General features: G+C 51.1%; 12 protein-coding genes. 10 read left to right on the top strand and 2 right to left on the bottom strand.

The genetic code is table 11. From position 1 onward, the window contains the following. Positions 1-32: 32 nt before the first annotated feature. The 9 genes from tdh (at position 33) to I2D94_RS02675 (ending at position 12,766) form a co-directional block, all read left to right on the top strand. Positions 33-1,082, top strand: coding sequence for an L-threonine 3-dehydrogenase (tdh, locus tag I2D94_RS02635; protein ID WP_370544603.1), 1,050 nt, complete (start codon positions 33-35; stop codon positions 1,080-1,082). Continuing rightward, the gene (locus I2D94_RS02640) at positions 1,079-2,272 is read left to right on the top strand and encodes a glycine C-acetyltransferase (RefSeq protein WP_195395513.1); all 1,194 of its coding nucleotides are present in this window, start codon (positions 1,079-1,081) and stop codon (positions 2,270-2,272) included. The genes tdh and I2D94_RS02640 overlap by 4 nt, the downstream gene beginning before the upstream one ends. Before the next feature lie 224 nt (positions 2,273-2,496). After that, entirely contained in the window at positions 2,497-4,224 is a 1,728-nt protein-coding gene (locus I2D94_RS02645) for an FAD-binding protein (protein WP_195395514.1), read from the top strand. Between the two features lie 572 nt (positions 4,225-4,796). Next, complete coding sequence (locus I2D94_RS02650) at positions 4,797-5,468, top strand: LytTR family DNA-binding domain-containing protein (protein WP_195395515.1); 672 nt, start codon at positions 4,797-4,799, stop codon at positions 5,466-5,468. After that, the gene (locus I2D94_RS02655) at positions 5,465-6,451 is read left to right on the top strand and encodes a sensor histidine kinase (protein ID WP_229056727.1); all 987 of its coding nucleotides are present in this window, start codon (positions 5,465-5,467) and stop codon (positions 6,449-6,451) included. Before I2D94_RS02650 ends, I2D94_RS02655 begins: the two co-directional genes overlap by 4 nt. Positions 6,452-6,554: 103 nt before the next feature. After that, complete coding sequence (locus I2D94_RS02660) at positions 6,555-8,375, top strand: ABC transporter ATP-binding protein (RefSeq protein WP_195395516.1); 1,821 nt, start codon at positions 6,555-6,557, stop codon at positions 8,373-8,375. Next, positions 8,341-10,197 (top strand): ABC transporter ATP-binding protein, encoded by a 1,857-nt coding sequence (locus tag I2D94_RS02665; RefSeq protein ID WP_195395517.1) that lies wholly within the window; start codon positions 8,341-8,343, stop codon positions 10,195-10,197. The genes I2D94_RS02660 and I2D94_RS02665 overlap by 35 nt, the downstream gene beginning before the upstream one ends. 191 nt (positions 10,198-10,388) lie before the next feature. Beyond that, positions 10,389-11,582: a hypothetical protein gene (locus I2D94_RS02670; RefSeq protein WP_195395518.1), complete on the top strand. Its 1,194-nt coding sequence runs from the start codon at positions 10,389-10,391 to the stop codon at positions 11,580-11,582. A gap of 104 nt (positions 11,583-11,686) precedes the next feature. Next, on the top strand, positions 11,687-12,766 hold the full coding sequence (locus tag I2D94_RS02675) for a hypothetical protein (RefSeq protein ID WP_195395519.1): 1,080 nt from the start codon (positions 11,687-11,689) through the stop codon (positions 12,764-12,766). Between the two features lie 407 nt (positions 12,767-13,173). Here I2D94_RS02675 and I2D94_RS02680 read toward each other — a convergent pair whose 3' ends face one another. Together I2D94_RS02680 and I2D94_RS02685 are read right to left on the bottom strand one after the other, a co-directional pair. After that, entirely contained in the window at positions 13,174-14,052 is an 879-nt protein-coding gene (locus I2D94_RS02680) for a VIT1/CCC1 transporter family protein (RefSeq protein ID WP_195395520.1), read from the bottom strand. A 194-nt stretch (positions 14,053-14,246) separates the two neighbouring features. Continuing rightward, positions 14,247-15,068, bottom strand: a complete 822-nt coding sequence (locus tag I2D94_RS02685) for a histidinol-phosphatase (RefSeq protein ID WP_229056728.1) — start codon at positions 15,066-15,068, stop codon at positions 14,247-14,249. 231 nt (positions 15,069-15,299) lie between these two features. Between I2D94_RS02685 and I2D94_RS02690 the strand changes: the two genes are divergently transcribed. Then, on the top strand, positions 15,300-16,754 hold the full coding sequence (locus I2D94_RS02690; protein WP_195395522.1) for a sodium-dependent transporter: 1,455 nt from the start codon (positions 15,300-15,302) through the stop codon (positions 16,752-16,754). Positions 16,755-17,145: the final 391 nt, after the last annotated feature.

A 17,145-nucleotide genomic window follows, 5' to 3' on the forward strand; every position in this document is an offset into this window, starting at 1 on the left:
GAAGGAGGAACAAGATGAGCGAAGGAAAATGGATGTGGGCTTTAGTGAAGGATAAGGCAGACGTCGGCTTAACGCTGAAACAGGTACCAATTCCGAAATGCGGCAAAAATGACGTGAAGATCAAAATCCGCAAGACGTCGATCTGCGGCACCGACGTGCATATTTATAACTGGAACGAATGGGCACAGCATACAATTCCGATCGGCTTGACCGCCGGGCATGAGTATGTCGGGGAAATCGTCGAGGTTGGCGAGAATGTCGAAGGTTTCCAGATTGGCGACCTTGTCAGCGGGGAAGGGCATATCACCTGCGGCCATTGCCGGAATTGTCTGGCGGGGCAGCCGCATTTATGCCGCAACACCCAGGGCGTCGGCGTCAACCGCAACGGCGCATTCGCGCAGTACCTCGTGATTCCGGCGAAAAACGCGTGGCATTGCGATCCGTCGATCCGCGAGGAATTATATTCATGCTTTGATCCGTTAGGCAACGCGGTGCATACAGCGCTGCAGTTCAATATGATCGGCGAGGATGTGCTGATCACCGGCGCCGGGCCAATCGGATGCATGGCGGCGGCGATCTCCCGCCATGTCGGAGCGCGGCATGTCGTCGTCACGGATGTCAACGAATACCGTCTGAATCTGGCCAGGACGCTCGGAGCGACCCGCACGGTCAACGTCGCTCAGGAGAAGCTGCCGGAGGTGATGCGTGAACTGGGCATGAAGGAAGGCTTCGACGTCGGTCTGGAGATGAGCGGCGTGCAGTCCGGCTTCAACGACATGATCGACAACATGAAAAACGGCGGCAAGATCGCACTTTTAGGCTTACAGAAAGCGGACGCCCGGATCAACTGGGAAAAAGTCATTTTCAACGGGCTGACGATCAAGGGCATCTATGGCCGGGAGATGTGGGAAACCTGGTATAAGATGTCGACGATGCTGCAGAGCGGCCTGAACATCGACGCTGTGATCACTCATCGGTTCGATATTCAGGATTATGAAAAAGGATTCGCGGCGATGAACTCCGGACAATCCGGCAAAGTGGTGCTGGACTGGAGTTCGCTGCAGAAGGAGGAAAAAGAATGAATAAGATTGAAGCGCTGCACTATTACGCTCAGGAAGTCAAAGACATTAAAGAAGCCGGTTTGTTCAAAGGTGAAAGTCCGATCGTCACACCCCAATCCGCGCATGTGAGACTGGAAGATGGCCGTGAGGTCATCAACATGTGCGCGAATAACTATCTCGGTCTGGGCAACGATCCGCGTCTGATTCAGGCGGCGCAGAAATCGTATGAGGAAAAGGGTTACGGTCTGGCTTCCGTGCGGTTTATCTGCGGTACGCAGGACAGCCACAAACAACTGGAAGCGGCGATTTCGCACTTTCTGGGCATGGACGATACGATCCTGTATTCCTCCTGCTTCGATGCCAACGGCGGTCTGTTCGAGACGATTCTGGGACCGGAGGACGCGGTGATCAGCGATGAGCTGAATCATGCCAGCATCATCGACGGCGTGCGCTTATGCAAAGCCAAGCGCTTCCGTTATAAAAACAATGACATGGCCGATCTGCGGCAGCAGCTGATCGCCGCGGAGGAAGCCGGAGCACGGATTAAGCTGATCGCCACCGACGGTGTGTTCTCAATGGACGGCATCATCGCCGATCTGAAATCCATCTGCGATCTGGCCGACGAATTTCATGCGCTGGTCATGGTCGACGACAGTCATTCCGCCGGCTTTGTCGGAAAGCATGGCCGGGGAACGGCGGAATACTGCGGCGTGGAAGGGCGTGTGGACATCATCACCGGCACGCTGGGCAAGGCGTTAGGCGGGGCTTCCGGCGGCTTTACGGCGGCGCGTCAGGAAATTGTCGATCTGCTTCGTCAGCGCAGCCGCCCGTATCTGTTCTCCAACACCTTGGCGCCGGCCATCGTCGCCGCTTCGCTGGAAGTCTTCAAGATTCTGGAAGCCGATACCTCGCTGCGCGATCATCTTGAAGACATCACCGCTTATTACCGTCAGAAAATGACGGACGCCGGTTTCGATATCATCCCGGGCGTGCATCCGATCGTACCGGTTATGCTTTATGATGAAAAGACCGCCGGGGAAATGGCCAGACGGATGATGGACAAAGGCATCTACGTCGTCGCCTTCTCCTATCCGGTCGTCCCGAAGGGGAAAGCCCGGATCCGCACGCAGGTCAGTGCCGCGCATACCCGCGAAGACATCGACACGATTGTCCGCTGCTTCTGCGAAGTCCGCGAAGAAATGCGAAAATAAAGCAAAAAAGACCCGTTTTCGAGCAGAAAGCGGGTTTCTTTTCATTTCCAAAAACTTTTCAGTTCCTGAAAATGATTCCAGAAAGATCAAGAAAGCCTCAGAGTGAAGCCATGATCTGGATATATTGTGTTTATTTTGTGAAATCTTTGTGATTATATTCACTTGACGGATGGAGAGATTTCTGTAAAATAGGGGTTGTAGAGGAGATCTACATAGGAGGAAACATGAACAACAAATTTGTGAAGGTCGGTCTTGCGGGTTTATTAGCGGCAAGCATGACTGCTTGCTCAAATACGCCTGCGGAACCAAGTCAGGAAAAAACTCCTGACACGGCAAACTCCGGCGTCTATGACGTCAAGGGTACAGGTTATGGCGGAGAGATGAATCTGAAAGTCACGATCGCCGATCAGAAGATTACGGACATCGAGCTGGTGGACAGCCACGAAACCAATGTCGTCATTGATCGCGCGTTCCCGGTGATTAAAGAGAGAATTCTGGAAGCCAACTCGCCGGTCGTTGACAGCGTGACGGCTGCGACATTCTCGTCGTTTGGCGTGAAGGCTGCGGTTGCGGATGCGATGAAGCAGGCGGGCATGGATGTGGAAGACATCACGATGACCACGCAGGGACCGGAAAAACCAGCGTCTCAGCGTGAAGCGGAAACCTGCGATATCGTCGTTGTCGGCGGCGGTCCTTCGGGATTAGCGGCAGCCATCGGCGCGAAGCAGACCAACGCGAATGCCAACGTGATTCTGGTTGAAAAACTGGATATCCTGAGCGGCAACGGCAAATTCGATATGAACTTCTTCGATATCATCAATACCGAAGCTCAGAAAAAAGCGGGCAATGAGGAATGGACGGTCAATCAGGTCGAAAACTTCATTGAAAGCAAGTCGAAATCCGGCGAAAGCGCCGAACGCATCGAAGTCTGGGCCAACCAGGAAAACGAACTGGATGCCTGGCTGCGCGCGATGGGCGTCGAGCTGAACTACAACTATGGCGGAACCAACCACATGGCGGAAGACAACCAGTATTCCGGCGAAGTCATTCAGGCAGGTCTGGAAAAGACGGCGAAGGAACTGGGCGTCGATATCCGCACTGGCACTAAGGGTGAAGATCTGATTCTGGACGGCAAGGACGTCATCGGCGTGAAAGTCACAAACAACGATAACGAATCGTATGACATCAACGCGCAGGCAGTCATCATCGCTACCGGCGGCTTCTGCAGCAACAAGGAGCTGTTAGCCGAATATGCTCCGGGCTACGAAGTCATGAATACGTCGAACCAGATGGGCACGACGGGCGACTTTGTCAAAGTCTTTGAAAAGAACGGCTTCCAGATGGAAAACATGGGCAAGATGAGCGTGTTCTCCAACATCATCGTTCCACGCCGGGATCTGACAGGCGGTGCGGACATGAATCTGTTAGTCAACAAAGCCGGCGAACTGCTGAACGACAACAACGGCGGACTGGATCGCGCAGCGATGGTTCAGGGTCAGCCGGATGGCGCGGCCTTCTATATCACAGATAAGACGGGCTACGATTCATTCTATCGAATCCGCAAGCATGTCGGTCTGGGCTACTATGCGGAAGGCAAGACGGTTGAAGAACTGGCGGAAGCGCTGGGTGTTGATGCTGCTGGATTGAAGGCCAGCATTGAACAGTACAACGCAGATGCGGAAGCGGGCGCGGAAAACGCGGTCTTGGGCGAAGTTCCTTCCCGTGCGCTGGATGCGGAAGGTCCGTACTACGGCGTTCGCGTTGAACCGGCAAATCACATGACCAAGGGCGGCGTTGTCGCTAACGAAAAGGCGCAGGTTCTGTATGAAGACGGTACTGTCGTCAAGGGTCTGTATGCTTCCGGTGAAGTGACATGGCAGTCCGGCGGATATTCCCAGTCGGTTGTCTTTGGTAAGGTCGCGGGCGAAAACGCTGCGGCAGAACTGAAATAAATCTGAACTTAAAACGTTGTTTAAGGTTCTCACCCGATTTGGGGGAAAGACTTGAAACTTCTTACAAACAAGCAGACAGGACAGAGATATCAAGCTTTGTTCTGTCTGTTTTTTAATTTTTACGCAAAGCAAAACCGTAAAAAGGACAGGCAGCCCGCTGATCTCAGGTTCTTAATCGGATTTGGGCAAAAATAAAAAGGGCGGGCAAGATAACGTTTTATATCAAGCTTTATCTTGCCTGCTTCTTTGTATGGAAATGCTATTCCTGTCCTAAACCCGGTAAAAATCTGATCTCAGCCGTTGAATCCGCTACTTTGATCAGGCGTGATCGCTTGAATCATTTATTCTTCAAGCGCGGATTGGTCAGCGTAGCTTTTTAGAAAAATGTGTAATTTCAAACCATAAAACAGTCGTAAATGGATTTCAATGCAATCGGAGCGATCAGAAACAGGCGTTACACTTTATTTGCCTGACGATAGTTTTCCATAAAAACAGAAATAATCGACCTCGCTTATTCCTTCACGCTTGAATTCCGGCTTGTGCGAAGATCGAGAACATTATAAAATGAAATTATGAAAATCGCTTATTGTGAAGATGAAAAAACTCAGAAAGCGATTCTGGAAGAATCGCTTGGCCGTTGGGGCAAAACAGATCTGGTCTGGTATGAAAGTGCAGAACAGATGCTTTTTGAGTGCGACGGCCGATATCCGTTTGATTTGATCATCCTCGATATCCAGATGAAGAAACAGAACGGGATGGAGCTGGCGCGCAAGATCCGTCAGACTGACGCGCAGGTACCGATCTTGTTTTTAACGGCGATCAAGGAGTATGTGTTTGAGGGTTATGAGGTCAAAGCTCTGCGGTATCTGATCAAACCAGTTCAGGATGCGGCGTTGTTCGCGATCCTCGATGAAATTCAATCCGCAGCTCAGCACTCGATTTTATTAAACGGAAGCCGGATTAACCTGAATGATCTAATTTATGTGGAAGCGGAAGCCCACTATTGTCATCTTGTTTTTGAAGATCATCGGCAGAAAGAGAAGATCGGCATCCGGGAGCTGAAGGCGATGCTGGACGAAACGTTTGTGATGATTCATCGTTCGTATCTGGTCAATATCGCCAAGGTGGATCAGATCCGCCGTGAAGATATCTCTGCGGGTCCGTTTACGCTGCCGGTCGCCCGGTCGCAGTTAAAGATTGTCAACGAGGCGTTCATTCAATATAACAAAGGAACAGGCTTATGATCGCGGTTTATCTTGTGGAGTGTTTGCCGGGAATCGGGCTGATGATTCTGCTCTGGCTGCGGTTTCAGCGAAAAAGTCTGGCGCTGGATCTGGCGGTGCTGGCCGGCGCGGCGCTCAGTTATATGGGAACCCGCTCCTTTCTGCCGTTTTTCTGCGTTGCTTATCTGCTTTGTCTTGTCCTTGAACAGCAGCGAAGTCAGAGCCGGCCGGCGATTCTGGCGGTGATCGGCGTGAGTATGCTTTTCCTCGTCGGCTGCGGTGTATTGCAGGATCAGCTTCTGCTTTTTCTGATGATCAGCCTTTTGCTTTACGGCATCGGCTGCGAAAACCAGCGGTTGCTGCGGCGCAGTTATGAAGACCGGATGATGGAATATCAGAATAAAATTCTGGTTCAGCAGATGGAGGAAGTCAATAATATCTATCAGATTATGCGCGGCTGGCGGCATGATTATCACAATCATTTACAGAATCTGAAAGCCCAGCTGCGGATGAATCAAATCGAGGAAGCGAAGAACTATCTGAACGCACTGGAACAGGATCTGGAAGACGTCTATGAACTGGTGGACAGCGGCAACCTGAACGTCGACGCGATCCTGAATTCAAAACTGTCGATGGCGATCAAGAAAGAGATCGCGCTGGATTACAAAGCGACCGTGCCGAGTCAGCTTACTGTCGCTGATCTGGATCTGTGCGTGATTCTGGGAAATCTGATCGACAATGCGATGGAAGCGTGCGAAGGGTTGGCGTCGGACCGGTTTATCCGTTTATATATCGGCGTCTTTAAGCAGCAGCTTTACATCTCCGTTGCCAATGCGACCGCGGAGGTGGTGCGGAAGATGGATGATGAATACATCACGCACAAACGAGGCAACCATGGGCATGGCTTACTGCGCATCAATCGGGAAGTGGAGAAGTACGGCGGGTATATCAACCGCAAGAATGAGCCAGGGATCTTCGTCACGGAAATTATGCTTCCTTTATAAGACCATTCGTGCATGAAATTTTGCATTTCGTGCACTTTTTTCTTATTCGGCACTGTTTTTCTTTATAATCAAAATGAAGATAACGACAGGAAGGGGCGTCATTATGAAATACAGTGTGCGCAGCACCTATCATCTGGTCTATTCCCAAATGTGGGACTTTGACCGGAAATTAATATATTACGGAATCGCCGAGGTACTGTTTTCCGCCATAACGCCGTTGGTCGGAGTGTTCATGCCGTCGCTGATCATTGCCTGTCTGGAACAACAGGCCGGCGTGCAGACTTTGATCCTCGTTTGTCTCGGCGCGTTTTTAGTCTACGGCATGATCAACGGTATTCAGACCTTTTTAGAGAGTCGCTCGTCAACACAGTTTATCCTCTTTCGTTTAAAAAAGTTCTGGAGTGAAATGTTCCGCAGCACGATTACGCGGGACTATCAGAATGTGGAAGATTATAAAACACAGATCCAGATTGCGAAAACGGAGGAATGTTTATCGTCCAACGATCACGGTTTGGAAGGGTTTTGCCACCACAACATCAAGCTGGCCGTGAACCTTTTCGGCTTAACGTTGTACTCTCTGGTTATCGGGAAGACGAACATTCAGCTGATCGGCCTGTTATTGGGGTTATCGGTAATTCAATATTTTATTTATCACTATGCCTGGAAAAAAGAAGCGGCGACCATGGAGGAGTCCGGTCAGATCGTGCGGTCAATCTGGTATCTGCATAAGGAAACCTACAATGTGGCAACGGGGAAGGATATCCGCTTATATGGAATGCGAAACTGGATGGCTGAATTCTATCGAAGCCTGATCCGCCGGCTGGAAAAGATTGAAGGAAAGGTCCGGAGCGCTTATTTTATTTATGACATGGCGGGTATTTTCATTCAGGCGGTCCGGGATCTGGCGGCTTACAGCTGGCTGATTCTGAGTCTGATGCACGGTATGAGCATCGCGCAATTTGTCTTTCTGTTAGGCGTGATCAGCGGCTTTTCCACATGGTTTTCCACAATCAGCGAAATGATATCGTTGTTGAGCAACGATCTGATGCGGATTGGTTATTACCGCGATTATACGGAATCGGAAGTGGTTCATGCAAAACATGCGGAACCTCAGGATGCATCGGAATCCATGGCCATTACCTTTGATCATGTATCGTTTCAATATGACAAACAACGCAAGGTTCTGGATGATTTTAATCTGACGATCCCAGCGGGGCAGAAAGTTGCGCTGGTAGGAATTAACGGGGCTGGCAAAACGACGCTGGTCAAGCTGTTGTGCGGCCTGTATCGGCCGGACAGCGGCCGGATTTTACTGAATGGCCGGGAGCTAATGGAGAACAACCGGGAAGCGTTCCAAAAACAACTGGCGGTGGTGTTTCAGGATGCGATGATCATGTCGGTGACGATCGCTGAAAACATCTCCGGCAAAAATCTGGAAAACACGGATTGCGAAAAAGTGGTCGAGGTATTGAAGCGGGCGAATCTCTGGGAGAAGGTCAGTCGTCTGCCGCTGCAGGAAAAAACCTATCTTGGAAAAGATCTGAACACAGACGGAATTCAACTTTCCGGAGGCGAGGTTCAGCGGCTGATTCTGGCACGGGCTTTATATAAGGAAGCGAAGATGCTGATCCTCGATGAACCGACCGCCGCGCTGGATGCGATCGCTGAAAGTGAGATGTATAAAATGGTGAACAATCTGGTCGAAGACCACACGGCGTTGTTTATATCCCATCGTCTGTCCTCTACCCAGTTCTGCGATCGGATCCTGTTTCTTGAACACGGGATGATTGTGGAAGATGGCACCCACGAGGAATTGATGAAGCGGAAAGGCAAATATGCCAGGATGTTTGAAGTTCAAAGCCAATATTATCAGGAAGGAGGGGAAGTCTATGAGTTTGAAAACAGCCTGGCAGGAAACCTGTAAATTCATCCGGATGATGCAGAAGAGCGAACCCCATGTGATCGCCTATCTAATCCTGACCGCTGCGATTACGGCGGCCGTGCCCTTTCTGCCGATTTACTTCTCCGCTCAGATTTTAAATTTCCTGATCACCGGTCAATTTCCGCAGGCAATGCAGAACGTTTACTGGATGATCGGTTTCAGCGTTATTCTGGGGTTGAGCAGTAAGGCTTTGAATCAACGTTTTCTTAAGCTGCGCGATCTGTCAAAATACAAAATCCGTCAGCGTGTTCTTGAAAAAGCCTATCAGATTGAATATGAAGAATTGGAAAAAGCAGAAACGATCGACGAAATCCGCAAGGCGGATCAAGGCAGTAACGGCGGTGGCGGTACGGGGGAACAGCTTCGTGATCTGCTTCAATTTCTGACGATGTTCTTCTCCATGCTTTATTCTTTGGCCTTTGTCGCTGTTTTGTTATTTCAGATTTTTACGCGGGCGCAGGATTATTGGCTGCCGATAGGCTGTTTAATTTTCCTTTTCGTTGTATATGTGGTGGTCATTGTGATCGGATCACGATTGAGCGCGAAAGCGGGAAGACTGCTTCAGAAAATGAAACGGGATAACGTCCATAACAACGCGATGTGCGGGTATATCGGCAATCTGGGAATGAGTATTCAAAATGGCAAGGATATCCGGTTATATCAAATGAAGGATTTCCTGATGGAACTCTTTGACAAGACGCTGATAAGCTCCCGGCTTTATATTGCCTGGGGCACAACCAACGGCAAGATCAACGGCGTCATCACCTTTCTGACGCAGCTGGCTTCCGGGATGACCTATCTGGTCATCGGCATCATCGCGATGCAGGGTACCATCGGCATCGGCGAGGTCATGTTGTACGCCAACGCGATTCTGCGCTTCACGACCTCGTTAGTCACACTGGCGGCCAGCTATAACAACATCGCCTACCGTTACGAATACCTCAACAGCTATGAAGCCTTCATCCAACGTCCGAATATGAGCTATGAAGGGACGCTGCCGGTGGAGAAACGGGATGACGGCGAATATCATCTGACCTTCGATCATGTTTCTTACCGCTATCCGGGCCAGAGTGAAAACGCGCTGAAGGATATCTCCTTTGATCTGGAACTGAAGAAACACTTTGCGGTCGTCGGGCGCAACGGCGCAGGGAAAACGACGTTCATCAAGCTGATGTGCCGGCTGGCGGAACCGACAGAGGGAAGAATCCTGCTGAATGGGATTGATATCCGGAAATACGCGTTTGAAGAATACGTTCAGATCTTCTCCGTCGTTTTCCAGGATTTCAAGCTGATGGAAATGCCGCTGGGCGAAAATCTGGCGGCTTCGGCCCATGTCGATGAACAGAAAGCAATGCAGGTGCTGGAGGAAGTCGGACTGAGCGCCAGAGTCGCGGGTATGGAAAAGGGATTGAAGACGCTGCTGGGTAAAGAGAATGGTGAAGGCATCCTGCTCAGCGGTGGGGAAGCTCAGAAAGCCGCGATCGCCCGGGCGCTGTATAAAGACGCGCCTATCGTGATTCTCGACGAACCGACGGCGGCGCTGGATCCCCTGGCAGAAGCGGAAATCTATGAAAATTTTAACGAACTGGTGAAGGATAAGACTTCGATCTTTATTTCACACCGCATGAGCAGCTGTAAGTTCTGTGATGAAATCGTCGTGTTCGACCACGGACAGATCGTCCAGCGCGGAACCCATGATCAGCTGGCCGGGCAGCCGGGCTTGTATCAGGAACTGTGGGAAGCGCAGGCGCAATATTACCGGCATCCTCCGCAGACGCTGGAAATGATTGGATCGCAAGCATAAACGGAAGGCAGGCCACGCCTTACGGATCGGAAAAGCGAAGAGAAACTGTTCGCTTTCCCGGTCTTTTTCTTATCCTGACGAAAAGTGGTAAAAGAGTGGGTAAAGTGGGAAAGCAGAGGATGAAGTCTGGCAGATTGATTGTTTTTTAGCCGGGGTAAGGTTACAATGAAACTAAAGAAAGAAGGGTTATCATGAAGATTGGAATTGGCTATTTACAAAGTATGAACGCGGATATGGAAGACCGCGATGTGCTGAACCGGAACTATCTGCAGGAACTATCCAAACGCTGCGGCCACACATTGGAAATCGTGCCGGCGGAAGCCTTGAAAGACGAAGCGATGACCGTTGTGTTTGTGGGTGGGGGCGGAACGGAGGGCCGCTTCCTCAAGCTGGAGCCGTATTTAAAGGCACCTGTTTTCCTGTTGACCTCCGGCGAAAATAATTCGCTGGCGGCGTCGATGGAAATCCTGTCCTATCTGCGCCAGAAGGGCGTGCAGGCGGAAATCCTGCATGGGGATCTGGACGATACCGCAGCCCGGTTAGCGGATCTGGTTCAGGTGTTCAAAGTCAAGCGGGAGCTGCAGGGGCTGCGCTTGGGCAGCGTCGGCGAACCTTCAGACTGGCTGATCTCCAGTCATGTAGACGCCCAGGCCGTCCGGGAGAAAACCGGTATCGAACTCGTTACGATTTCGATGGAGGAATTCTTTGCGGAGATTGAAAAACATCAAGTGGAAGAAAACGAATATACCCGGCAGCTGCGGCAACAGCCATGGCCGGAAGCGGAAATGCAGAAATCACTGGAAATCTACGGCGCGCTCAAGCGGATCTGTCAGAAATATCAGCTGGCCGGAGTCACGGTTCGCTGCTTCGATCTGTTAGGTCCGGTCAAGAGCACCGGCTGTCTTGCCTTGGCAATTCTCAACGCCGAGGGCGTTTATGGCGGCTGCGAAGGCGATATGCCGTCGTTGATCGCGATGACGCTGATCGGCAAGCTGACGGATCAGCCGGTCTTCATGTGCAATCCGTCGCGGATTCTCTCCCATCAGAAACAGATCATCTTCGCGCACTGCACGCTGCCGCTGACCATGCCGAGCGCTTTCCGGCTGATGACGCACTTTGAATCCGATCTGGGCGTTGCGCTGGCCGGCCATTTAAGAGAAGGCGACGCGACGGTCTTCAAGTGTTCCGCGCTGATGGACCGTTACTTTGTCCAGGATGGCGAAATTGTCGAAAATCTGAACGAAAAACACCTGTGCCGCACACAGATCCGGGTTTCCCTGCCGCAGGGACTGGACACGCTGCTGCGCGAGCCGATCGGGAATCATCATCTGATCGTGCTGGGTCATTATGCCCGCCGCGTGCAGGAGTTCTTCCGCTTCCGCTGAGCGCAGCCAGAATTTACTAATAAAAATTTCATAAGTCGTAAGTAAAATTTAAGATATTCCTTAACGTTATCCTTTATAATAAAAGCGGAAACGAGGTGCAGGAAATGAAAAAAACAGTCGCAGCAGCTTTGGTGCTGATCTTGTTGATCAGCGGTTGTCAGAATAAGGAGAAGCCGCAGCCCACCGAGGACGGCATGCTTCCGGCACCCGAGGAACAAGTGATCAACAACGAACTGCCGGGAATTGACCTGGCGTCGGCGAAGCTGCAGATCACGCAGACCGCGCCAATCCGGATCGCTTCGGAAACCGTCCGGCTGTCGATCAGCGAGGAAACACTGGACGGCTGTACGATGGACGCGTGCGAGGAAGCGAAGAAGGCCGGTCTGAAAGGCACGGTCATCCTGGCCGGAACCAAAATGAATCCGGGGCTGTCTATTTTCCAGCTGTTTACTGCGGAAGCGATGAGTGCCAAACCGCTGACCACAAGCAAGGGCAGCTGGAACGCGGAACAGTTAAAAGAACATCAGATCTGGACTAACGGAACAGTGTCTTTAGTCAATATGAACAATTTGATCGGACGCACAGAAGGCGAAGATCAGCGGACAATCGCGGATCAGATGACGCGCTGGGTTTACGACGAAACTGCCGCGGTCGGCGAAATGCTTCAGGATTACCGCGTACCGAGTCCCGCTTTATTCAGCGATCTGGACGCCAAAAGCAAGCAGATCGAAAATCTGAAGGTGACGGTCGCGTATCTCAAGCAGACGTCCTTCCCGTCCGGTATTGAACGCACATTCCAGTCCATCGACGGACTGACGCTCAACGGCGATGGGTATGTCGTTTCCCTGAGCTTTAACAAAAAGGGAAAAGAAACGGTATCGCTGCCGGTCTTCATCGTCCAGCAGTACAACAAGGATACGCTGAAACCGGAAAGCTATTTCAACCTTCAGGATCAGACCGTGCTGATCACCAAGCTGAGCAGCGACGCGGTTCTCGAAGAAACACCGGAGCGGAAGGTGGTCGACGTTGCGGTTCCGTTCTATGAAGGTCAGGATCTGGCGGAACGCTTCGCAAACGCCGTCGGCAGTAAGGAAAAGAAAAAGGACTATGCCTGGGCGAAAGAGGTCGTAGCACAGATGCGGACACAGCTGGTCGATTTCTACGCGAACCAGATTGGAAAATAAACAGAAAAAGCAAGGATGGATTAAAATTCCGCCTTGCTTTTTTTTGTTAAAACGAGTTAGTCTGAGGTGCAGTGAAAAACATGATTTTAAAAAAAGCAGTGCAAGGAAAGATCTGAATTCCCTCTCCCGCGTTGCACTGCTTTTCCACCCCCACTGACGGCGCAGCCTTTTTTGACACACAGGATAAACCGTTGATCAGGCATGAATCATCCTTCTAAAGAAAAGAGGGTTCATTCTTCATTCTCCCTCCCTGGATCCCGGGGTGGATGTTGTTTATATATTGATCAGTGTTCCTGTCCTCATTATAAGGCGTAGGCCGGAAAAAGCAGAGACAGAGGGAAAAAGAAAAACCGGGCTTGTGTTTAACCCGGTTGGTTGGCAGGAAAAGGAACTTGTGATGTCTGCGGTCAAATGTCGATGCCCAGCCAGGCTTTGATCGCCAGACCGACCAGAAAGGAAATCACGGCGACCGAGCCGGAAATCACAAACATCTCAAGAAACCGCTGCTTGAAATTGTAGTCCTTGGCGACAGAGATATAATAATTGAACACCAGAATAATCAGCGTCACTGTGACTAGCAGCGCGATCAGCGCCGGGATGTAGGCTTCCGCCGGAAGCAGTAAATACGGCAGGCTCATCAAAGCGACGGTGATCATATACATGACGCCGGTATACAGACATGATTTGACAGCCTGCGGGTCATTGTCACTCTTGGCTGAGAGATAGGCCGAAGCGGTCATCGAGAAGGTCGCGGAAACGCCGGTGATCAGACCGGACAGAGCGACAAGCCGGTTGTTCTGCAGGGCGAAGGTCAGGCCGGCCAGCGTTCCGGTCAGCTCGACTAAGGCGTCGTTCATGCCCAGCACCATCGAACCGACAAACTGCAGGCGTTCCTCGTCAAGCATCGCCAGCAAGGCTTGTTCATGCCGTTCTTCATCCTCGGCGATTTTCTCGGCTTCCGGGATTTCCTGAATTAAGCTCGTATAGGCTTTATCCGCCTTGTCCTCGCCGTTTTCCATCAGTTTCAGAGCGAAGGTATAGCCAAAGATTTTAGAAAGCAGGCTGTACCAGAACACTTTGCCGGTGTTCGGCTTGGGCTGCAAGCCGGTATATTTTCCCCACAGCTTGCCATGCGAGGCTTCTTCCTGGGCAATTTGAAGCAGGATCTTGCGGTCTTCCTCCGACTTGACCGTCGCTGCGATTTTTTGATAGATATGATATTCGTCAATTTCATTCTGCTGCATCCGAATCAGGGTTTTCAGGGCAGCTCCGGAACATTCATTCATGTGGTTTACCCCCTATTCTGTACTTCATATTACACTATTTGACGGAAGAATTCAAAATGGAATGGAAAAGAAACAGGCGGACAGGCGGATATCCGGCAAACAAAAGCGAAAACACCGCGGAAGTTCTCCCAGCTTAAAATAAGCGGCTGCGGCAAGGGCAGAAAACGAAAATCAGAGCGGCAGTCAGGGGAGAATCAATCAACCGGCGAGCAGTCGATAAAGTTCAGCGGCAGTCCTTCAAGCAGCTTTTCCGCCATCGCAACCCGGCTGAAATCCTGAAGTACCAGCGGTGCATGCGCATCCCATCCATAACATACCGGACACCGCATGGCGGCGGCGATCTCCCAGAACTTCCGGAACGGATAGGCGCAGGTCGTTTCCGTGGATGCTGGATCAGTCGTGCTGATCCGGTATTCATGCTGGCCGTAATGTACGCCGTTCAGGTTGATTTCCAACGGAATCCCCATCCTTGCGCTGACCGTGCAGATCCGCTTGGCCGCTTCCGCGCAGGCGGGGGTGAAGGTGCGGCGGCCAAGCATGAAGTAATCCGGATGGGCAATCAGACTGAACCAGCCGGTCGCTACGGCTTTTTCAATTTGATCGGCATAGAACAGCACGTCTTCATCATTATTATAGGCGTCGTAATCATAGACCAGCTCATAAGCTGGATTCGTTTCGATCGCTTTGAAATGTTGACCGAGAATCAGATAATCGACTTCACCGTGGAGTTGTTCCAACAGTTCCTGATGATCCTCAAGATACTCCGCTTCATAACCAAACCGCAGCGTGATCCGATCCTGATATTTGACTTTTAACTTGATCATGGAATCAACGTATTCCTGACGCTGGTCATAGGCCATGCGGCAGGTTGGCAGATGCAGCTCGGGATAGGGCATGTGATCGCTGAAACCGAGCAGCTCAAAACCAGTCTCGATCGCGCTGAGCACCATCTGATCATCAGTGCCGCTGGCATGACCACAGCGGAAGGTGTGCGTGTGCAAATTGAATTTCTGCATGGTAAGTTCTCCTTTGACCGGCATCGTGCAGGTTAAGTTCAGTGTAACGGATGTCCGGCATCAAAGCAATCCTATTTCCTATTCCGCGGCAGCGGTTGATCCCGAACTTTGAAAAGCAGGCTGATTCAGCGGAGAATGCGATCAGAATCCGGGAGTTCCGGGTTATTTTGGCTAAAGACAGCGCCTGTATTCTATGATACAATAGCGGAGAAAAAGGGGATTTTATCAACCATGAAAGAAAGAGAAAAGTTATCTTCCCGGCTGGGATTTATTTTAATATCGGCTGGCTGCGCGGTCGGTCTGGGCAATGTCTGGCGGTTTCCGTTCATCACGGGCCAATATGGCGGCGGTGCGTTTGTCTTAATCTATTTGTTTTTCCTGATCCTGCTGGGGTTGCCGATTATGGTCATGGAATTTTCTGTCGGCCGGGCGTCGCGAAAATCAGTTTCGCATTCCTTCGACGTGCTGGAGCCGAAAGGGACGCGCTGGCATGGGTTTAAAGCCATGGCGGTCAGCGGCAATTACATTCTGATGATGTTCTATACGGTGGTCGGCGGCTGGATGATGAACTATGTGGTTAAAATGAGTTCCGGCAGTCTGAACGGTTTGGAAGCAGCGGACGTGTCCGGGGTGTTTGACGCCATGTTGAAATCCCCGGCGCAGCAGATCGGTTTTATGGTGCTGGCGGTCCTGCTGGGATTTCTGGTCTGCCGGTTAGGCTTGAAGAACGGTGTGGAACGGGTATCCAAGGTCATGATGTCCTGCCTGTTTCTGATCATGATCGTGCTGTGCGTTCGTTCGCTGACCTTGCCGAATGCGATCGAAGGATTAAAGTTTTATCTGATTCCGGATTTTAACCGGATGCTGGAGGCGGGCATCAGCAACGTCATTTTCGCGGCGATGAGTCAGGCATTCTTCACGTTGTCGATCGGTATGGGATCGCTGGCGATCTTTGGCAGCTACATCGGTAAAGAACGCAGCCTGTTCGGCGAGAGCTTAAATATCATGGCGCTGGATACCGTGGTTGCGCTGCTTTCCGGACTGATCATTTTTCCGGCCGCAGCGGCTTACAACATTCCTGTCGATTCCGGACCGGGACTGGTGTTCATCACGCTGCCGAATATCTTTAACTCGATGCCTGGCGGGCAGATCTGGGGAACGTTGTTCTTCATCTTCCTGTCGTTTGCCGCGCTGACGACGATCATCGCGGTATTTGAAAATATCGTGGCCTTCGCGATGGATTCAGGGATGTCGCGGAAGATGTCGGTAGGGATGAATATTATTCTGCTTCTGGTCTTATCACTGCCTTGCGCGCTGGGCTTCAATCTGTGGAGCGGCTTCCAGCCGTTGGGCGCCGGCAGCACGATTCAGGATCTGGAGGATTTCATCGTTTCCAGCAACATTCTGCCGTTGGGTTCGTTGATCTACCTGATGTTCTGTACGCGGAAATGCGGCTGGGGCTGGGATGCGTTCATCGAGGAAGCGAACGCCGGAAAAGGGCTGCGCTTTCCAGAGAAGATCCGCGGTTATCTGCGCTGGGGTCTGCCGTGCATTGTCATCTTCATCTTTTTCCAGGGCTACTATGCCAAGTTCACCGGTTTCGCGCAGTTCTGGCTGCCGTTAATCATCGTGGCCGGCATCATGATGTTCCCGCTGAGCGCCTGGCTGAGTCAGCGTAAATCGTAATAAAAACCCTCGTCTAATTGACTCTTCTATCAGGGAGTTGATTTTGGACGGGGGTTTTCTTTGTGCTTTGCGGACGTTCTTTTCATTTGGAACAGCCAGACTTCGCGGGAATCGAGACTCACGCCGGAATATGGGACTGAACTGATTCCATGTTTTCTAAAATTCAATTTCTCTTTCCTTTTCCAGCCAGTTTATTCTTTGTCCAGCCGGCAATACTTCACGAAATGACTCACGGAAAAATGCTTTGGGATTGCCTGCCTGAGTAAGAAAATAATTTCCAACGACCGCTTCCCAATGTCCGCATAAAGATATTTTTTGTGGATTTTTATTTCTCTTGATCGAAAAAATACAACCAATATCTATCCCAGATTTTCCTTTCAAGCTCAGTGGC

This window comes from Holdemania sp. 1001302B_160321_E10, assembly GCF_015552275.1.
Lineage (GTDB): Bacteria > Bacillota_I > Bacilli_A > Erysipelotrichales > Erysipelotrichaceae > Holdemania.